This is a genomic window from Sulfitobacter sp. M22 (genome assembly GCF_021736025.1).
Lineage (GTDB): Bacteria > Pseudomonadota > Alphaproteobacteria > Rhodobacterales > Rhodobacteraceae > Sulfitobacter > Sulfitobacter litoralis.
On sequence record NZ_WMEC01000001.1, the window covers coordinates 2662731 to 2680364 of the forward strand.

The 17634-nt window shown below is 59.9% G+C and carries 20 protein-coding genes; 5 read left to right on the forward strand and 15 right to left on the reverse strand.

What is annotated here, in order from left to right:
* Positions 1–51 precede the first annotated feature (51 nt).
* Positions 52–699 carry a hypothetical protein gene (locus GLP52_RS13050; protein WP_093732030.1) on the forward strand — a complete coding sequence of 216 codons (648 nt, stop codon included), beginning with the start codon at positions 52–54 and terminating at the stop codon, positions 697–699.
* Here the strand turns inward: GLP52_RS13050 and zapE are convergent.
* A complete protein-coding gene (gene zapE / locus GLP52_RS13055; RefSeq protein WP_093732029.1) occupies positions 696–1754 on the reverse strand; it encodes a cell division protein ZapE in 1059 nt (352 codons plus the stop codon). The genes GLP52_RS13050 and zapE overlap by 4 nt on opposite strands.
* 181 nt (positions 1755–1935) lie before the next feature.
* Here zapE and GLP52_RS13060 point away from each other — a divergent pair, with 181 nt between their 5' ends.
* Positions 1936–3120, forward strand: a complete 1185-nt coding sequence (locus GLP52_RS13060; RefSeq protein WP_272903463.1) for an MFS transporter — start codon at positions 1936–1938, stop codon at positions 3118–3120.
* On the opposite strand, the gene GLP52_RS13065 is transcribed toward GLP52_RS13060, so the two are convergent.
* The 8 genes from GLP52_RS13065 to paaI form a co-directional block, all read right to left on the reverse strand.
* A complete protein-coding gene (locus GLP52_RS13065) occupies positions 3117–4040 on the reverse strand; it encodes an alpha/beta fold hydrolase (RefSeq protein ID WP_093732027.1) in 924 nt (307 codons plus the stop codon). The genes GLP52_RS13060 and GLP52_RS13065 overlap by 4 nt on opposite strands.
* Positions 4037–4957 carry an ornithine cyclodeaminase family protein gene (locus tag GLP52_RS13070; RefSeq protein WP_093732026.1) on the reverse strand — a complete coding sequence of 307 codons (921 nt, stop codon included), beginning with the start codon at positions 4955–4957 and terminating at the stop codon, positions 4037–4039. Before GLP52_RS13070 ends, GLP52_RS13065 begins: the two co-directional genes overlap by 4 nt.
* Positions 4954–5574, reverse strand: coding sequence for an HAD family hydrolase (locus tag GLP52_RS13075; protein ID WP_093732025.1), 621 nt, complete (start codon positions 5572–5574; stop codon positions 4954–4956). Before GLP52_RS13075 ends, GLP52_RS13070 begins: the two co-directional genes overlap by 4 nt.
* A gap of 47 nt (positions 5575–5621) precedes the next feature.
* A complete protein-coding gene (locus GLP52_RS13080; protein WP_237272610.1) occupies positions 5622–6071 on the reverse strand; it encodes a YaiI/YqxD family protein in 450 nt (149 codons plus the stop codon).
* 9 nt (positions 6072–6080) lie between these two features.
* Positions 6081–6914, reverse strand: coding sequence for an S-formylglutathione hydrolase (gene fghA, locus GLP52_RS13085; RefSeq protein WP_237273565.1), 834 nt, complete (start codon positions 6912–6914; stop codon positions 6081–6083).
* Positions 6915–7014: 100 nt separating this feature from the next.
* Positions 7015–7944 carry an AEC family transporter gene (locus GLP52_RS13090; protein WP_237272612.1) on the reverse strand — a complete coding sequence of 310 codons (930 nt, stop codon included), beginning with the start codon at positions 7942–7944 and terminating at the stop codon, positions 7015–7017.
* A 200-nt stretch (positions 7945–8144) separates the two neighbouring features.
* Positions 8145–9455 carry a phenylacetate--CoA ligase PaaK gene (gene paaK / locus GLP52_RS13095; RefSeq protein ID WP_237273566.1) on the reverse strand — a complete coding sequence of 437 codons (1311 nt, stop codon included), beginning with the start codon at positions 9453–9455 and terminating at the stop codon, positions 8145–8147.
* Positions 9452–9889, reverse strand: a complete 438-nt coding sequence (paaI, locus tag GLP52_RS13100) for a hydroxyphenylacetyl-CoA thioesterase PaaI (protein WP_237271064.1) — start codon at positions 9887–9889, stop codon at positions 9452–9454. Before paaI ends, paaK begins: the two co-directional genes overlap by 4 nt.
* Before the next feature lie 113 nt (positions 9890–10002).
* Here paaI and GLP52_RS13105 point away from each other — a divergent pair, with 113 nt between their 5' ends.
* The gene (locus tag GLP52_RS13105) at positions 10003–10353 is read left to right on the forward strand and encodes a DUF2794 domain-containing protein (protein ID WP_237271065.1); all 351 of its coding nucleotides are present in this window, start codon (positions 10003–10005) and stop codon (positions 10351–10353) included.
* A gap of 31 nt (positions 10354–10384) precedes the next feature.
* Here the strand turns inward: GLP52_RS13105 and GLP52_RS13110 are convergent, their stop codons facing one another.
* From GLP52_RS13110 to GLP52_RS13120, 3 genes are all read right to left on the reverse strand, one after another.
* Positions 10385–11194: a C40 family peptidase gene (locus GLP52_RS13110; RefSeq protein ID WP_237271066.1), complete on the reverse strand. Its 810-nt coding sequence runs from the start codon at positions 11192–11194 to the stop codon at positions 10385–10387.
* Complete coding sequence (locus GLP52_RS13115) at positions 11191–12573, reverse strand: leucyl aminopeptidase family protein (protein WP_237271067.1); 1383 nt, start codon at positions 12571–12573, stop codon at positions 11191–11193. Before GLP52_RS13115 ends, GLP52_RS13110 begins: the two co-directional genes overlap by 4 nt.
* A 67-nt stretch (positions 12574–12640) precedes the next feature.
* On the reverse strand, positions 12641–13018 hold the full coding sequence (locus tag GLP52_RS13120) for a hypothetical protein (protein WP_167354503.1): 378 nt from the start codon (positions 13016–13018) through the stop codon (positions 12641–12643).
* Between the two features lie 149 nt (positions 13019–13167).
* Here GLP52_RS13120 and GLP52_RS13125 point away from each other — a divergent pair, with 149 nt between their 5' ends.
* A complete protein-coding gene (locus tag GLP52_RS13125; protein ID WP_093732017.1) occupies positions 13168–13818 on the forward strand; it encodes a carbonic anhydrase in 651 nt (216 codons plus the stop codon).
* Between the two features lie 40 nt (positions 13819–13858).
* Positions 13859–14458 (forward strand): NYN domain-containing protein, encoded by a 600-nt coding sequence (locus GLP52_RS13130; protein WP_093732016.1) that lies wholly within the window; start codon positions 13859–13861, stop codon positions 14456–14458.
* 81 nt (positions 14459–14539) lie between these two features.
* Here GLP52_RS13130 and GLP52_RS13135 read toward each other — a convergent pair whose 3' ends face one another.
* The 3 genes from GLP52_RS13135 to GLP52_RS13145 all read right to left on the reverse strand — a co-directional run bounded on the left by GLP52_RS13135 (position 14540) and on the right by GLP52_RS13145 (position 17587).
* Entirely contained in the window at positions 14540–15562 is a 1023-nt protein-coding gene (locus GLP52_RS13135; protein WP_093732015.1) for an aspartate-semialdehyde dehydrogenase, read from the reverse strand.
* Between the two features lie 76 nt (positions 15563–15638).
* Positions 15639–16814, reverse strand: coding sequence for an MFS transporter (locus GLP52_RS13140; protein WP_237271068.1), 1176 nt, complete (start codon positions 16812–16814; stop codon positions 15639–15641).
* Positions 16811–17587: an aldolase/citrate lyase family protein gene (locus GLP52_RS13145; protein WP_237271069.1), complete on the reverse strand. Its 777-nt coding sequence runs from the start codon at positions 17585–17587 to the stop codon at positions 16811–16813. Before GLP52_RS13145 ends, GLP52_RS13140 begins: the two co-directional genes overlap by 4 nt.
* Positions 17588–17634: the final 47 nt, after the last annotated feature.

A 17634-nucleotide genomic window follows, 5' to 3' on the forward strand; every position in this document is an offset into this window, starting at 1 on the left:
TTTGCGTTCTAGGTTCCGAGGGTAACTTTTTGCCTTTGGGGGGCCAATGCAATGACCAAACCATATCAGAATTTCCCTGCTCTGCGCAGGATCGCATTCGGACATCTACAACTGATAGCGATCTTTATAGGAGTGACGTTTATCGTCGACCACTGGCGTTCGGCGGATCGCGCGAATGTTGTGCAGGGCTATATCAACGGGGGGGTGTCACGCCCGTCTGTCGGTGGGCCCGCCTTTGTGCCGCTGTCGCCCGCAACGCTGCTGAACAAGATGCACAAGGATGCTTCGTTCGACGTCGCCCATGCGGTAAGCGCGATCGTGCAGTCTTTTGACGACACACGACAGGGACAAGTGCTTGAATCCTATTTGATCTGGGCAATCAGTACAGAACGGTCGGACAGCTATATCGACACCCTATTAAATAGCGCGGCAGCCAAGGGCGATTTCAATGTTCCGATGGCGCTGACAACCACGTCAGGTGCATTCAATACTGCTGGTTTTCTCACCTCGGTTGTTATTGCGGAACGCAAAGCACTTGCAGCTCGTGGGGCGGCCAGCGATCAACAAGCCACATCGCAGGAAGGCCAGCGGATCAACCGGTCGGTCGCATTCTATCACAGTCAGGCTGCACCAGTGCGTCTGGCGGCGTTTGACCCATCAAGTAGCTGGGTGACCTCAGGGGGGCAGCAGCGCAATTAAGCGCCCCAGCCTTCGGCCTGCATTTCGCGCAGACGGGATGCTGTACGCTCAAACTCAAAGGTGCCTTCGCCCTCTAGATACAACATCTCGGGTTCAGCAGATGCAGAACAGATCAACCGAACCTTGGCTTCATAAAGCGCGTCAATCAGGGTCACGAAACGCTTTGCCTCGTTGAAGTTCGATCTGCCAAGGCTGGGGATGTCGTCCAGCATTAACACGCGCGCGGCCTCTGCCAATGTCAAGTAATCCGCCGCACCCAAGGGCCGACCACACAGCGCGTGAAACTTGGCGCGGGCGACCCCATTGCGAAACTCAGGGACCACCACATCGCGACCTTTAACCCGCAAGACCAGCCCCTCCCCCGGTCCGCCGGCCAGATCGGTCCAGACAGCATCCATCGCCGCACGGCTTTCAGGATTGACGGGGGTGAAATAGGATTTCGTACCAGCCAGCCGGTCCTGTCGGTAGTCCCGCGGACTGGCAAGCTCAATCACCTTCATCTTCTCTTTGATCAATTCGATGAAGGGCAGGAAAATCTGACGGTTCAGCCCGTCTTTGTACAGATCATCCGGTATTCGGTTCGAGGTCGTCACCACGACCACGCCCGCGGCGAAAAGCGCCTCGAACAGGCGTCCGACAATCATCGCATCGGTAATGTCGCTGATCTGCATCTCGTCAAACGCCAGCAGTTTCACATTTGCCGCGACCTCTGCCGCGACAGGTGCAATAGCATCATCCACACCGGTTTTCCGAGCCTCGTGCATCGCACTGTGAATTTCCTGCATGAACGCATGAAAATGCACGCGCCGCGTCGGCACATCGCCCATATTCGCTGCGAACATATCCATGAGCATCGACTTGCCGCGCCCCACACCCCCCCAAAGGTATAGGCCCTGCGGTGGTTCTGGTGCGCGTTTGAAAAACCCTTTTTTCTGCGGGGCCATCAACGCACTTCGGATGCGGTCCAGCTCTGGCAAAACAGCTTCTTGTGCTGCATCTGGCGACAGGCTGCCATCGGCAATTCGGTCTTCGTAAATGGAACGTAAATCGGTCATATCCCCGACTTACAACGTGCCACCTACTTTGAAAAGAAGCACTGAAGGCCGACCTGACCGTACAATTGAAATTGACCCTCTCGGTTTCAAAGCTACGGTGGCGACAACAGCTTCGGGGGGCGTCGTGGAAAAGAACGCATCAATCTTTACACCAGTGTTGATCGTCGGGTGTTTGATCATCATGGTCAGCTTCGCCGTGCGCGCATCCTTTGGTGTGTTTCAAATTCCGATCGCAGAAGAGTTCGGCTGGCTCCGGTCAGAGTTTTCGTTAGCCATCGCAATCCAGAACCTCGCGTGGGGCATCGGGCAACCGATCTTCGGCGCGATGGCAGAAAAAATCGGTGACCGTCGCGCCATCATAATCGGGTCTTTGATCTATGCCGTGGGGCTGGTTCTTTCGGCCAATTCCGTGTCCCCCATTGAGCATCAAACCTATGCGTGGCTGGTCGGCTTCGGGATCGCGGGGACGGGATTTGGCGTTATTCTGGCTGTGGTTGGCCGCGCCTCTACCGCCGAAAACAGGTCGATGTCGCTGGCCATCGCCACCGCTGCGGGCAGCGCGGGTCAGGTCTTTGGGGCACCGGTGGCTGAATGGCTGCTGGGTTTCCTCAGCTGGCAGGCCACATTTCTCGTTTTTGCCGGTGCGATCATGGCGATGCTGCTGACGCTGCCGTTGATGCGCACGCCTGCCATGGCAAGCAAGGCCGAGCTGGAAGAAAGCCTGTCACAAATCTTGGGCAAAGCGCTGCGGGATCCAACATTTACCTTCATTTTTATCGGCTTTTTCTCCTGCGGGTATCAGCTGGCTTTTATCACCGCGCATTTCCCCGCCTTCGTGACAGAGCTTTGCGGTCCGATCCTTGCCGGTGGCGTGCTGCATAATATCGGGATCACAACGACTTCGGCGCTCGGCGCGGTTGCGATTTCGCTGATTGGTCTGGCCAACATCGCCGGTACCTTGCTGGCGGGGTGGGCAGGTAAGCGGTATTCTAAGAAATACCTTTTAGCGGCGATTTATACGGGGCGTACCGTGATCGCAGCGCTGTTCATTATGCTGCCGATCACGCCGGTATCGGTCATTCTGTTCTCTGTCGGCATGGGGGCGTTGTGGCTGGCGACGGTGCCGCTGACCAGTGGTTTGGTCGCGCATATCTATGGGCTGCGCTATATGGGCACGTTGTACGGAATTGTGTTCTTCAGCCACCAATTGGGCAGCTTTTTAGGCGTTTGGCTGGGCGGGCGGATGTATGATGTTTATGGCGATTACACGGCCGTGTGGTGGATCGGCGTGGCCGTCGGCGCATTTAGCGCACTGATCCATCTGCCGATCCGCGAACGCCGGTTGCCCGGACTGGTGACTACTTAGGGCGTTGCGCTGATATGCGCCTTGATCGCCGCGACAATCTGGGGCCCGTGGGTATAGGGCAAGCCATGGCCCGCGCCCGCGATCACCTCGTGTTCGGCGGTGCGGTTCCACTCGGCGAGGCTGCCAATGGCTGAGGCGGGGATCACCTGATCCTCGTCGCCCCACACCGCCAGTACAGGGATGTCGAACGACTGGATCGCGCGGTGTTCGTCGCGTAGCACATCAGCCAGAATACCGCGGCGGCTGGCCAGCACCGCTGGAACATAATGCTTATAGTCCAGCTGCTCTGCCTGATGGTCGTGGATATGGGGCACCTGCACGGGAGTGTCGCGTTCGGCCTTGATGCCGCGGCGGAATGTGGGTGGGAAAAGCGCCAGCATCAGCCAATCGCCAATAACCGGCGTTTTGGCCATGAAATCTACCAGTTTGTTCTGCGCCAGCCCCATGCCTGCCGGTGCCAGCAAGATCAGCCGTTCTACCCGGTCGGGGAAGGCCGCGGCAAAACAGGTCGCGATAGAGCCCCCCATGGAATAGCCCAACAGGGTAAAACTACCGGTCACGTCTTGGTCTTCCAGCAGGTCTTGGAGTTGTTTGATAAAGAACTGTCGGTCCTGCGGTCCGGACGGGCGGTCTGAATATCCCCGCCCGTAAAGATCATAGGTCAGCGTGCGATAGCCCATCGATGCCAACCCCCGGGCAACTGCGCGCCAGGCGATGCTGGGTGTGGTCAGCCCGTGCACACAGACAGCAACAGGCCCTTGGGCGGGGCCGAGCCATTCATAGTGGGTCACGCCGTCAGGCAGTTCTGCAAACTGGCCAGAAGCGCTGCCCCGGTCCGCGTCTTCCATCTCGGCGCGGTTGCGTTCAATCACAAGCGGGATCGCAACCACCAGCATACCAAGGAGGAGAAACCAGATCATCTACGCGCGCGCCACCGGTCAAGGATGTAGCGGCTGGTCATCAGGTCAAGATGCGCGCCCCCGCCGTTTTTGAACAGGGTGATCTCGTCGTCTGACTGGCGGGTAAAAGATCCCATATCATAATAATCCGCAACGATGTCATTGGCAGAAAGCACCCCTTGGGCGATGGGGATTTTCAGCTCTCCGATGTGATCGACCGTGGTGTCGAGACTGTCGACGAATAGTCTGGTTTTGGTCAGCGCCGCGTCGTCGACCTCGCGCATGTCGGGGCGATAGGCTCCGATCAGGTCAAGGTGCTGGCCGGCTTGCAGCCACGCGCCCTTGATCAGCGGTTCGGTCGACATGGTGGCGCTGGTGATGATGTCCGCGTGGCGCACGGCGGCCTCAAGGTTGTCGGCGATTTTCAGACCCTTGATATCGCGGGCCATCGCTTGCGCATTCGGGGCAGAGCGGTTCCACACGGTAAACTCGGCATCAGGAAAGACCGCGCTATAAGCGGCATGCAGTCCGCGCCCTTGGGTGCCTGCGCCGACAATCAGGATTTTGCGGCTGTCAGGGCGGGCAAGCTTGCGGGCCGCCAGCAGACTGTCACCGGCGGTTTTCCATTTGGTAACAAGGTGAAAATCGATCAGCGCCTCGAGCGCACCGTGATCATCAGCATAAAGCGACACGCCACCGTTCACCATCGGTGCCCCTTTGGCGGGGTTGTCGGGAAAGATGGTGGCGGATTTCACGGCCAGCCCCAGCCCGTCGATCCAGGCGGCGCGGTTCAGCAGCGTATCCTTGCCACGGTACAAAAACGTATCCGCAATCTCGGCGCGCGGTAGTTTGTGGCCGGCGGCCAGCGCATCGGTCAGGCCGATCCAGTCCAGCCGCGCCTCGCCTTGGTCAAAGGGGATAATATCGAACTGGGTCATGCGGCTTCTTCCTCGGTCAGTAGCCCTGCGGTGACCAGCCTGTCGGCCCACCCGTCCGGTCCGGTAAAGTGGTGGGTTTGCCAGCCGCGGGCGTTGGCGGCGTTGATATTATCGATGCGGTCGTCGGTGAACAAAAGCGCGTCGCCGGACAGGCCTGAGGTATCTTCAAGTGCGGCATAGATCGCAGGGTCCGGCTTGATCATGCCCATATGGCCCGAAATGAAATCGCGGTCGAACGCCCGCAAGAAAGGATAGTGCTGCGCCGCAAGATCATAGGACTGGATGCCGAAGTTGGTCAGCGAAAACACCGGTACGCCCTTGGCCTGCAGCGCTTCTTTCAGCCGCAATGAGCGGGGGATCACGGGCGCTGCCATCTCGATCCAGCGGTCGTGCCACATGCGGATTTCAGTGCGCCAGGCGGGGTTTGCCTCGGCGGCGGCATAGATCGTATCGGTGAAATGCTGCCCGCTGTCGACGCGGTCGTTCATGCCGTGCAGGTCGACTTCGGCGAACATGGCGCGGCGGCGGTCCTCTCCGATGACGGAATCGTAGAACCGTTCGGGCTGCCATTCGATCAGCACATTTCCAATGTCAAAGACGACTGCTGCTGGTTTCATGTGCTCTTCCTTTTGCCGGGTCCGAAGGGGTCTTGCTGCCCCGAGCCCTACCGTTGTGCCGCGCGAAGTTCGCGCTCTAGCGCTTCTAGAAAACGGGAGCGGTCTGTCTTTGTAAACCCTTTGCCGCCGCCCTGACGGAACGGGTCGGCGGCGCGCAGGTCGGTCATCAGATCGCGGGTTGCCAGCACGTTGCCGATATTGGCCGAGGTCAGCGCTTCGCCGTTGTGTTTCAGCACCCGTGCGCCCGCTTCGACGCAGCGCGCCGCTAGGGGGATATCGTCCGTGACCACCACATCGCCAGGGCCGCAGCGGTCTGCGATCCAGATGTCGGCGATGTCGGGGCCATCGGGGACAATCACTGTTTCGACCAGCGGGTTCTGCGAGGGACGCAGCCCGCCGTTGGACACCACATACATCCGCACCTTATGACGGGTGGCCACGCGTTCGGCCTCTGCTTTGACGGGGCAGGCATCAGCGTCGATATAAAGCGCGGTCATCGTCCCGGCCTATCGCGCATACAGGGCGTCGGCATGGAACGCGATGTGGTCTTCCATGAACGTCGAGATGAAGAAATAGCTGTGATCATACCCCGGCTGCATCCGCAGTGTGGCGTTCTGGCGTGCCTTCGCTATCGCCTCGGCCAATGCTTCGGGCTTGAGCAGATCAAGGAACTGATCATCCGTGCCCTGATCAATGAGGATCTGGCCGTCGAAACCGCCGTCCGCCATCAAAAGCGTTGCGTCATGTTTGGCCCATGTGGCTTCGTCATTGCCAAGGTATGCGGCCAGCTGTTTGCGACCCCAATCGCTGCTGGTGGGGTGGGCGATCGGTGCAAAGGCAGAGACCGAGGTAAACCGTCCCGGCAAGTTCATCGCCAACGTCAGCGCCCCGTGCCCGCCCATCGAGTGCCCGCAGATCGCCTGACGGTCCATATCCAGCGCGAAATTTTCGCCAAGCAGCGCAGGCAGTTCGTCGGCGATATAGTCCCACATTTGGAAATGCGGCTTCCACGGGTCTTGTGTGGCATTCACATAAAAGCCCGCGCCTTTGCCCAGATCATAGGCGTCATCATCGGCCACATCATCCCCGCGCGGCGATGTATCGGGAAAGACGACTGCGATCCCGTGTTCAGCGGCCCATGCCTGTGCCCCTGCCTTGGTCATCGCGTTTTCATGGGTGCAGGTCAGTCCCGACAGGAACCACATCAGTGGTACCGGCCCCTGCTTGGCCTCTTCGGGGAGGAACAGGGCAAAGGTCATATCACAGCTACAGGCCGCGGAGCGGTGAGAATAGACGCCTTGGGTGCCTCTGAAGCTGGTATTCTCGGAAATCGTTTTCATTGGGCGTCTCCTGTGTCTGGTTGATATATGGCTAGCGGGCATCGACGCGGGCGGCAAGGGCGGGACGCTGCACGGCAAGTATTTGCGAAAAGGGTGAAGGCTACAGGCCCGTCACCCATGCGATCACGAGACTGACGCTGAGAATGCTGAACAGCGTTGACACCAGGATCGCAGCAGAGACACGTTGCGGCCCCACGTTGTAGTGTTGAGCGAGCATATAGACATTGCCCGCAACGGGCAGCGCGGCGGTCGCGATGATCACACCTGCCTTATACGGGTCCACATGGAACAGCCACAGTGCAGCAAGGGCGACAAACGCGGGGTGGAGCGCCAGCTTGCAAAAAGACAGCCATCCGGCAATGTGCAGTTTTTCGGCAGATTTTGTGGCCAGCGAGGCGCCGATTGCGAACAAGGCACCCGGGGTTGCCGCACCACCTAGGATCGCCAGAAAGTCATTCATCGGGGCCGGAATGGGGATGCGCAAGCCGGACCAGATAAAGCCTAACGTCATCGCGACGATCATCGGGTTTTTCACCAGCCCCAAACCAATGGTGCGCAAGGCGCGCAAGCTAAGTTGGCCGTCGCGCGACCCGGTGATCAGGATGACGATGAGGCTGGAAAAGACGATCAGATCTACCGCCAGTGCCAGTACCACGGGGCCGATCGCCTCTGCCCCGAGCAACAGCGTGAGCATGGGGACGCCAAGAAAGCCGGTGTTGCCGATGACGGCGCATTGCGCCTCCATTGCGGTGCTGGGAACGTCAAGCCCGCGCCAAAATCCGACCAACGTGGCGGTGCCGTAAACGAACGCTGTTCCCCACAGATAGGCCGCGACGAGCCGTGTGTCCCAGACCTCTGCCAGGGACAGATTGGCAGAAAAGCGGAACAGCATGGCAGAGAGCGCAAAATAGAAGACGAACTTGGTCAAATAGGCCGTGGCTTCTGCGGTGAAGAACCGCGTGCGCCCGGCCCAATAGCCCAGACCGATCAGCGCGAAAAAGGGCAGTGTTTTGAGAAAGATCGCCAACATGTAGAATTGGTAGCGGCTGCGTGTGCTTCGTGCAACGGGGCAACAGTGCTGTGATGCAAATACATCGGCCTGGAGTGGGGGCGTCGGTTCTAAGGGCGGAGCGTGGCGGGCTATTCGGCAGCGTCCCCGCAATCTCAGAGGTATAAATCGACCGCGTGGTGAGATACGCGGTCGATGGGCTTACAGGTGTGTTGCTGGGGCTAGCCTTTGGGGCGGTTGTCGATGATGCGCACGGCTTTGCCTTCGGAACGGGTGATGCTGTTCACATCGCCCACGTCGATTTGCACGCTGATGCCCACAGTCTCTTTGATCTGCGCGGCCAGCTGTTGCGCTGCAGCCTCACGGGCGAGGCCGCCAACGGTGGCGTCGGCGCATTCGCACAGCACGCGCATCTGATCCATCCGGTCCGGTTTGCTCAGCTCGATCTGGAAATGCGGGGCGAGGCCGGGTGTCGCCATCAGGGCTTCCTCGATCTGCGTGGGGAACACATTAACGCCGCGCAGGATGATCATATCGTCGCTACGGCCGGTGACTTTTTCCATCCGGCGCATGCTGCGCGCGGTGCCGGCGAGCAGGCGGGTCAGGTCGCGGGTGCGGTAGCGGATGATTGGAAACGCCTCTTTAGTGAGCGACGTAAAGACCAGTTCGCCCTTTTCGCCATCGGCAACGGGCTGGCCTGTTTCAGGGTTGATCACCTCGGGATAGAAATGATCCTCCCAGATGTGCAGCCCGTCCTTGGTCTCGACGCATTCGCAGGACACGCCGGGGCCCATGATCTCGGACAGACCATAGATATCAACGGCGTGCATATCAAACGCCTGTTCGATCTCGACCCGCATGGCGTTGGTCCAGGGTTCGGCCCCGAAGATACCCACCTGTAGCGAGGAGTGGCGCGGGTCGATGCCTTGACGCGCGTATTCGTCGAGGATCGACAGCGCGTAAGAAGGCGTCACCGTGATGCCGTCGGGCTTGAAATCTTCGATCAGGCGCACCTGCCGCGGGGTCATCCCGCCCGAGATCGGTACCGTGCTAAGTCCGAGGGTATCAGCCCCCAGATGTACCCCCAGCCCGCCCGTAAACAGCCCGTAGCCATAGGCATTGTGCAGCATGTCGCCGGGTTTGAGCCCCGCAGCACGCAGGGACCGCCCCATGACAGTTCCCCAATTGGCGAGGTCGTTTTTCGTATATCCCACGACTGTTGGTTGGCCCGTCGTGCCTGATGACGCATGAATGCGCGCCAGCTGGTCGCGGGGCACGGCGAACATGCCAAAAGGGTAATTATCGCGCAGGTCGGTTTTGACGGTGAAGGGGAACTTTGCAAGATCCGACAGGCTGTGCAGGTCGTCGGGGTGTACGCCCGCTGTGTCAAAGCTTTGGCGGTAAAGGGGGACGTTCGCATAAGCGTGGTGCAGTGATTTTTTCAGCCGCTCCAGCTGTAGGGCGCTGATTTCATCGCGGCTGGCAAGCTCGATCGGGTCGAGCGATGACCGGGCGGGCGTGAGGTCTTTCATGGGGTCATTTCCTCCTCGAAATGATGGCCTTTGATGGTGCGTGACAGGCCACGGAACAAGGCGATGGTGCGCCCGTCCTCCCCCGTGACTGTCACGTCATAAACGCCGGAGCGCCCGGTTTTTGATTGTTCCCGCGCTGTCGCCAGCAGTCGTTCACCCGATTTGCCAGGGGCGAGGTAGGAAATCTGGTTCTGTTGGGCCACGGCAAGCTGGTTGTAGCTGTTGCAGGCAAAGGCAAATGCGCTGTCCGCGAGGGTAAAGATATACCCGCCGTGTGCGATGCCGTGGCCGTTGAGCATCACCGGGGTGATCTCCATCGACAGGTCTGCCTCTCCGGGGCTGATATGGTCGATCCGCATGCCCAAGGATTGGCTGGCCGTATCAATGGTCCACATGGCGGCAGCGGATTTTTCAGCACGGAGTTGCGGGGTCATGGCGGGCCTTTATGTTTCACAATGTTGATGCTTGCACAGATAATGTAACGCTTTCAAGAGAATTGATCGGCGGCTCTCTTGATTTGAGCGTCGAAGGGCGCAACTGTCAAAGCATGACAGTGCATATCCATCCCTCACACCCGCAGAACGAACGCGCACCCGAGCAGGTTTCCTTTCACCGGACCGAACTTGGCCCGATCCTGTCGCTTTACGGCCGAATGGTTGCGGCGGGTGAATGGCGCGACTATGGCATCTCTTCGCTGCGCGAAGTCGCGGTGTTTTCAATCTTTCGCAGGACCGCCGAGATACCACTGTACCGCATCGAGAAACGCCCCAAGTTGCGGATGAAACAGGGGATGTACGCAGTCATTGGTGCCAACGGGCAAGTGCTGCGGCGCGGTCAGGACCTTGCCTCGGTGCTGCGGGTGCTCGAGCGCAAGATGATCCGTGCGGTAGACACCTAACCGATTGCGTGCGCGGTAACCGGGGATGGATTTAAGGCCATTTGGAAGGGCTTAGGCGTTTGTGCCCGGTCAGCGGGCCGTCGGTTTTGGCGATACGTGTCAACGCGTCCTGAACGGGTTCGCGTGTGACGGCCATGTGATGCGCGTTTGCGTGGATCATCGTGGTGGGGTCAAGCACCAGTGCGACATGGCCTTTCCAGAACAGCAGATCATTGCGTCGGATATCGCGGGGGGTATGGCTTGAATCGGGCACGGGGTCGGCAAAGCGGGACTGCTGCTGGTCACTGTCGCCCGGGCAAGGAATGCCACAGGCAAGGAATGCGGCCTGCACAAGGCCCGAGCAATCGATCCCCCAGCGGCTGTTCCCCCCCCACAGATAGGGCGTGCCCAAAAACATCTCGGCCACGGCGGCGGGATCGCTAAAGTGGTGCGGCAGCGGCGCAAGATGTTGGGTCGGGATATAGCCAAGCGCGGTTTGCGCAAACCGGCCTTCAGTCTGGGTCACGGCAACACGGCTGCCAAAGCTGAGCGCACTGACATCGGGTGATTTCAGGTCGGCGTAGGTATAGGCGTGGGTGGCCGGTGCGGTCACGACATGGGTTGGTGTGGTCACAGGGCCGATGGCAGTTTCGTTAACGTAGCCGCAGTGGCTATCCTTGGTCAGTTGCACATAGGCGCTGCCATCGGCGCGATCCAGCACGGTCAGCGCCTCACCGTAGAGCGCCTGCCGGTCGCGGGGGCCGGTCGGGCTGCGGTCAAGATCGGTGACCGGCACGATGATTTGCGCCGGCGTTTTCTGGGTGATCCGCTCGGGGTCGGGATGCAGACGACGGTCGGTCATTTGGATAGGAACGTCCCAAGGCTGGCATGTAGCGCACGGGTTGCCTGTCCGACGCCGCCTTTGGCGCGGGCGGGCGCTGCGGCGGGTTGCCAGCCGTAGATGTCGAAATGCGCGTAGGGGCTGCCGGTGACAAAACGGCGCAAGAAAAGGGCCGCGGTAATGCAACCCGCGAACCCGCCCGAGGGGGCGTTATCCAGATCGGCGATGCCGGGTTCGATCAACGGTTCGTAGGGCGCGTGGAACGGCATGCGCCAGACCGGGTCCGCCTGCGCGGCCGCGGCAGCTTCAAGTGCGGCGATGAAATCGGGATCATCGCTGAAATAAGGCGCAAGATCAGGGCCCACGGCGACCCGCGCGGCACCGGTCAATGTCGCCATAGAGATGATCTGGTCGGGTTTGTCCTCATCCGCTAGTGCCAGCGCATCGGCCAGCACCAACCGCCCTTCGGCATCGGTATTGTTGATTTCGACCGTGAGGCCCTTGCGCGATGTCAGGATATCCTGCGGGCGGAAGGCATTGCCGGAGACCGAATTTTCAACCGCGGGGATCAGCACGCGTAGCTGCACGTCCATCCCTGTGGCCATGATCATATGCGCCAGCCCCAGCACCGCTGCCGCACCGCCCATGTCCTTTTTCATCAGCCCCATCGACGCGCCCGGTTTCAGGTTCAGCCCGCCGGTATCAAAGCAGACGCCTTTGCCCACCAGCGTCAGCTTCTTGCCGCTGGTGCCCCAGGTCATATCAAGCAGGCGGGGTGCGCGGTCGGCAGCGCGGCCCACGGCGTGGATCAGCGGAAGGTTCTGGGTCAGCAGATCGTCGCCGGTGATGACCGAGATTTTCGCCCCGTGCCGCTCGGCCAGTTTGCGCGCGGCGTTTTCCAGATCGGGCGGCCCCATATCAGAGGCAGGCGTATTGATCAGATCGCGGGTCAGCATCTCCCCTTCGGCGAGGGCGCGGATGTGATCGGCATCAACTCCGTCCGGCGCGACAACGCGTGCGGCCATCGGCGATTGCGTGGCGTATCGGTCGAACCGGTACGAGGCGAGCAACCAACCCAGCGTTTCAACGGCCAAGTCAGCGGCGGACAGGTCGGCGTGTAGGACATAGTTACCCTTGGGCAGCTTGGCCGCAGCCCCTGCAAGATGAAAACGACCCCGTTTGCGGCCGTTGGCTGTGCCATACCCCGCCAGTGCCATGCGCAGCGATCCATCATCGCCCGGCAGCGTCAAGGCCTGTCCCAACGCACCGGTGAACCCCTGCACCTCGACCCATTTACGCACTGCGGCGGGTTGGCTGTCGAGCCAGCCGGATAGGGCGTTGCATCCGATCAGATGAAGCGGAATCGCAGAGGCGGTGGGGTCGGCGAAGAGAGCGGACATGGGGCAAGGCCTTTCGTGCGTGGTATTCGCGCGCAGCCTAGACGTATCCTGTGCCGCTGCAAGCCCGTCAAAGGGGGAAGTCATGCGTGTCCCAGATTGCAGTCAGCGACCGGTCGCCGATGCGGATCAGCCGCGTCAACGTCGCGCCAATGGCGACCGGGCTGGTCTGGTCGATCGCGCAGATCACATTCCCCGCGACATGCGCCAGTTTTTCCAGACCGACCTGTTCGGCAATCGCGATCAGGGATCGGCAGTTTTTACGCAGTTCGGGCCAGTTGGATGCCTGGTATAGGCGATTGCAGTGGGACATGCGCAGGGCCAATTCCTCCATGGCGCGGCAAACGACATCCTCGGCCCCTGTTTCGCCCAGTTGATCATATAAAATACCCAGACGTTCCTGATCTACGCGGACTTGTTCGACTGGCCGCATTTGCAATACATACATTCGTGTCACCTCATCATAACGCCCCCACAGCGCATCGGCACTATGTTGGCCAAATGATGTTCAATTCGTTAACGGCCGCGTGCGTTTTCGCTCGAATACGATGCGAATTCAGGGTATTTCGGCTAAAATTAAGTAAAGGCGAGACACAGATGGATATGGCGAAACCGCTCCCGAATTACCTGGTTCAGCGCTATCACGGTTGGAAAGCAACCAGTTACGCTGAAAACGAGTCGTGGTACCGACGGTTGGCCAGCGATGGGCAGCATCCCCGCGCGATGATCATTTCATGCTGCGACAGCCGAGTTCATGTGACGTCAATCTTTGGCGCAGATCAGGGTGAATTTTTTATTCACCGTAATATCGCCAACTTGGTGCCACCTTATCAGCCCGATGGGCAGCAGCACGGGACCTCCGCGGCGGTCGAATATGCGGTTCAGGCGTTGAAAGTCGCGCATGTAATCGTGCTTGGCCATTCCAGCTGTGGCGGTGTTCAAGGATGTCTAGACATGTGTCAGGGCAATGCGCCGGAACTGGACGCCAAAGACAGCTTTGTCGGACGTTGGATGGATATCCTGCGCCCGAAATACGAAGTTGTCGCGGATATCGAAGACCCGAAAGAGCAGGCACGCCAGCTTGAGAAGCACGCTGTAATGACGTCGCTTGAGAACCTGATGACGTTCCCCTTTGTGGCCGAGCAAGTCAAAGCGGGCGAACTGACATTGCACGGCCTGTGGCACAACATCGGCGAAGGCGGGCTGGAATGCTATAGCGCCGACAAAGAGATGTTCCGGCCAGTATAATGGACCAGCAAGTCCAGCGCGGTTTTGGCGGCGCTGACGCGTGATTGTTCCTGCGCTTTTACTGTTGGTGTCGATCATTGGCACGGTTATCGCGACCTCCCAGCCCGTCTGGGGGGATCTTGTCTTGCTGGCGGGGCCGAGCGCCGTCGCCAGCGCGATCCTGCTGCTGCGCGAAGCGCGGGTTTGGTTGGCGGGTCAGTCCCGACGCAGCGCCCGCGGGGCGGTGGTGATCGACGGGTCAAACGTCATGTACTGGTCGGGCGGCACGCCGTCGATCGCGCCAGTGCAGGATGTGGTCCGCACCCTGACGCAGCTTGGTTTCAAGACGGGCGTGGTGTTCGATGCAAACGCAGGGTACCTGCTGACGAATGCCTATAAGGACGATGCGGCGCTTGCGGCGATGCTCGAGCTGCCGGTGGATCAGGTGATGGTCGTTCCGCGCGGCTCTCCGGCGGATCCGTATATCCTGACCGCTGCGCGCGAGATGGGGGCCGTCGTGGTTACAAATGATCGCTACCGTGACTGGGCAGAGGATTTCCCCGAAGTGCTGGGTCACGGGCATCTGATCAAAGGTGGGTACCGGCAACAAAAACTGTGGTTTGATTTTGCGACCGTGCCAGACGGGCAAAACGCTGCATGATCCAAAGGTAGCCCGCCGGCAGTCGGATATAAAAAAGGCCAGCGCATCGCACTGGCCTTTGTTCAATTCAGGGTAGGGGGCTTAGCCTTTTTTCAGCACTTCGCGGCCCAGCAGTTCAGCGATCTGCACGGCGTTCAGCGCGGCACCCTTGCGCAGGTTGTCGCTGACGCACCACAGGTTCAGACCGTTATCGATCGTACTGTCCTGACGGATGCGGCTGATGAAGGTCGCGAAATCACCGGCACATTCGACGGGGGTCACGTATCCGCCGTCTTCCCGCTTGTCGATAACCATAACGCCCGGCGCTTCACGTAGGATGTCGCGGGCCTCGTTCTCGTCCAGATGATCTTCGAACTCGATGTTGATCGATTCGGCGTGGCCAACAAAGACGGGGACGCGCACGCAGGTCGCTGTGACCTTGATTTTGGGATCGACGATTTTCTTCGTCTCTACCATCATCTTCCACTCTTCTTTCGTGTCGCCGCTGTCCATAAAGACGTCGATATGCGGGATCACGTTAAAGGCGATCTGCTTGGTGAACTTGCGCGGCGGCTTGCTGTCGGTGGGGTTGTAGATCGACTTGGTCTGGTCCCACAGCTCGTCCATCCCGTCTTTGCCCGAACCGGACACCGACTGGTAGGTCGACACGACAACACGTTTGATCGTGGCGCGGTCGTGCAGCGGCTTAAGCGCGACAACCATCTGCGCGGTCGAGCAGTTCGGGTTCGCGATGATATTTTTCTTGGCGTAATCGTGGATCGCGTGGGCGTTCACCTCTGGTACGATCAACGGGATATCCGGATCGTAGCGGTACAGCGAAGAGTTATCGATCACGACACAACCGGCCTTGGCAGCCTTGGGCGCGTATTTCTTTGTCGCCTCTGACCCGACGGCAAACAGCGCCATATCCCAGCCCGTAAAGTCGAACGTATCCAAGTCTTTCGTCTTGAGTGTCTTATCGCCAAAGCTGACTTCGGATCCCATAGACTTGCGCGAAGCAAGAGCCACGATTTCATCTACAGGGAAGTGGCGCTCGGCCAGAATGTTCAGCATTTCACGGCCCACATTGCCTGTGGCACCCGCGATGACGACGCGATAACCCATCTTAAAACTCCAATACTAAAATGTGATGGTGCGGGCCTCTTATACCGCCTGGGGGCGCGGGGGAAGGGGTCGTGTCCTATTCACCTGCGTCACGCGAAAACAGATAGACGAACAGACCTGCCGCCATGAGCGCGGCAAACAGGGTAAATATCAGCACATAAGGGGCCTGAGCCGTGACAGCGGGCTGGCTGGCTGCATAGACGCGGCCCGACAGAAACTGCGCCACGCCGACGCCTCCGATGCTGCACAGGTTCAGCAGGGTCATGCCGCGCCCGATGAGCTGCGGTGGCATAAAGCTGCGCCCATGCGCGATGATCACTGCATATGTCGCGCCAAAAAGACCGATCGCCGCCATCAAGGCTGTGGCAAGGATGATGCCACTGTCGGGGAACATCACAAGTGCGATCAGCGCAAGAAGGTTAAGCGCAGTGCCCCCGATGATCACCCACTTTGTGCTGCCAACAAAGCGGTCCAGTGGGCCGTAGGCGAGGCTGCCCGCGACCATGGCGATCCCCATCAACAGGGTTGCCCACCCGATTTGATGGGCGTTCGCGCCAAAGACGTCCTCAAAGTAGGGGCCGATCCAAAGCCCGCGCAACGCGCCGACCTGGGCGTAGCTGACGCTCATGATGGGGAAAATGAACCACAGCGCTTTGATCTTAAAGACGCCAAGCAGGCTGCCGCGTTGTTCGCCTTCGGGGGTGGCGGGGTCGCGTACGACACACCAGATGCCAATCGCCGTGAGCGTCGTGATGGCGCAAAGCCCCCACAGCGACGCGCGCCATCCGATCGTTTCAGCCGCAATGGCCATTGGATAGGACGCGACGAGGTTCCCGAATGTGCCAATGCCGACCATGACAGAGGCCAGCACAACAAAGCGGCTTGGCGCAAATTCACGCGCGAAGATATAGTAGGCCCCCATCAGCACCGGCGCGCAACCGATCCCGATCAACACCATTGCCAGATTGATATGCAGCGGCTGCGTCGCCACCGCAAAAAGTGCTGCCCCGCCGCCACCGCCAATCAGCAGCAGGCTGGCCGCCGTGCGCCGTGGCCCGACTGTATCCAGCGCCCAACCAACGGGCAGTTGCATGGCCGCAAAGGAAAAGAACCACAGCCCCGACGCAAAGGCGAGGTCTTCGGGTGTGGCCCCCAGATCGACCCGCAAAGAGGGGCTGAGCACGGCCAGAAAGGCGCGGAAAAACTGGCTGAGCACATAGCCCAACCCCAACAAAGCTACCCCGCGCATCATTTCAGGGTGTCACGCCATTTGCCTGCAAGCGCCTGCGCCGCGTGGCTGAGCAGCAAAACATCCGCCCCGACCGCAACAAACTGCGCCCCTGCCTCTAGGGCATCGCGGGTCATGTCGTCGTGGGTCGACAAGATGCCCGGCGCTTTACCCGCCGCGTGGATCTTGTGCAGCGCGGTCATGATCGCGTCCTGCACTTCGGGGTGGAGCGCATTGCCCATGTACCCCATATCCGCCGCCAGATCCGCGGGCCCGATGAACACCCCGTCGATCCCGTCAATTTTCAGAATATCGTCGAGGTTCTCCAGCCCTTTAACGCTTTCGACCTGCACTAGCAGACAGATTTCATCGTCCGCCGTGGTGCCATAATCCGCGATCTGGGAAAACCGTGCTGCGCGGGTCAGCGCATAGCCAACACCGCGGTCGCCGTGGGGCGGATAGGTGACATCGCGCACAAGTTGGCGGGCCTGATCGACGTTGTCGACCATTGGCACCAGCAAGGTCTGCGCCCCGGCATCAAGCATCTGTTTGATCAGGTGGGTCTCGCCCACGGGGACGCGCACAACCGGATGGCTGTCTGATGCTTCAAGCACTTGCAGCTGCGCCAGGATAGAGCGCAGATCGTTGGGGGCGTGTTCGCCATCGATGACCAGCCAGTCAAAACCGGCGGTCCCCATCAGTTCAGCGCTATAGGTATCCGCAAGCCCCAGCCAGCAGCCAAAGACGGTATCGCCTTGTTTCAAAGCCTGTTTGAACGCGTTGAAGGGGGCTGGCATGGGCATGATCCTTGGTGCTGTTTCAGCGTACCCTAGGGTCAAGCATT

What these genes read in the sequence shown, in the direction of transcription:
- paaK (WP_237273566.1), bottom strand. Translation starts at nt 9,455, where the DNA reads ATGAAAGACCTCACGCCCGCCCGGTCATCGCTCGACCCGATCGAGCTT.
- fghA (WP_237273565.1), bottom strand. Translation starts at nt 6,914, where the DNA reads ATGAAAACGATTTCCGAGAATACCAGCTTCAGAGGCACCCAAGGCGTC.
- GLP52_RS13125 (WP_093732017.1), top strand. Translation starts at nt 13,168, where the DNA reads ATGGATATGGCGAAACCGCTCCCGAATTACCTGGTTCAGCGCTATCAC.
- GLP52_RS13145 (WP_237271069.1), bottom strand. Translation starts at nt 17,587, where the DNA reads ATGCCAGCCCCCTTCAACGCGTTCAAACAGGCTTTGAAACAAGGCGAT.
- GLP52_RS13105 (WP_237271065.1), top strand. Translation starts at nt 10,003, where the DNA reads ATGACAGTGCATATCCATCCCTCACACCCGCAGAACGAACGCGCACCC.
- zapE (WP_093732029.1), bottom strand. Translation starts at nt 1,754, where the DNA reads ATGACCGATTTACGTTCCATTTACGAAGACCGAATTGCCGATGGCAGC.
- GLP52_RS13110 (WP_237271066.1), bottom strand. Translation starts at nt 11,194, where the DNA reads ATGACCGACCGTCGTCTGCATCCCGACCCCGAGCGGATCACCCAGAAA.
- GLP52_RS13075 (WP_093732025.1), bottom strand. Translation starts at nt 5,574, where the DNA reads ATGAAACCAGCAGCAGTCGTCTTTGACATTGGAAATGTGCTGATCGAA.
- GLP52_RS13115 (WP_237271067.1), bottom strand. Translation starts at nt 12,573, where the DNA reads ATGTCCGCTCTCTTCGCCGACCCCACCGCCTCTGCGATTCCGCTTCAT.
- GLP52_RS13060 (WP_272903463.1), top strand. Translation starts at nt 1,936, where the DNA reads ATGGTCAGCTTCGCCGTGCGCGCATCCTTTGGTGTGTTTCAAATTCCG.
- GLP52_RS13140 (WP_237271068.1), bottom strand. Translation starts at nt 16,814, where the DNA reads ATGATGCGCGGGGTAGCTTTGTTGGGGTTGGGCTATGTGCTCAGCCAG.
- GLP52_RS13050 (WP_093732030.1), top strand. Translation starts at nt 52, where the DNA reads ATGACCAAACCATATCAGAATTTCCCTGCTCTGCGCAGGATCGCATTC.
- GLP52_RS13080 (WP_237272610.1), bottom strand. Translation starts at nt 6,071, where the DNA reads ATGACCGCGCTTTATATCGACGCTGATGCCTGCCCCGTCAAAGCAGAG.
- GLP52_RS13065 (WP_093732027.1), bottom strand. Translation starts at nt 4,040, where the DNA reads ATGATCTGGTTTCTCCTCCTTGGTATGCTGGTGGTTGCGATCCCGCTT.
- GLP52_RS13090 (WP_237272612.1), bottom strand. Translation starts at nt 7,944, where the DNA reads ATGTTGGCGATCTTTCTCAAAACACTGCCCTTTTTCGCGCTGATCGGT.
- paaI (WP_237271064.1), bottom strand. Translation starts at nt 9,889, where the DNA reads ATGACCCCGCAACTCCGTGCTGAAAAATCCGCTGCCGCCATGTGGACC.
- GLP52_RS13120 (WP_167354503.1), bottom strand. Translation starts at nt 13,018, where the DNA reads ATGTATGTATTGCAAATGCGGCCAGTCGAACAAGTCCGCGTAGATCAG.
- GLP52_RS13070 (WP_093732026.1), bottom strand. Translation starts at nt 4,957, where the DNA reads ATGACCCAGTTCGATATTATCCCCTTTGACCAAGGCGAGGCGCGGCTG.
- GLP52_RS13135 (WP_093732015.1), bottom strand. Translation starts at nt 15,562, where the DNA reads ATGGGTTATCGCGTCGTCATCGCGGGTGCCACAGGCAATGTGGGCCGT.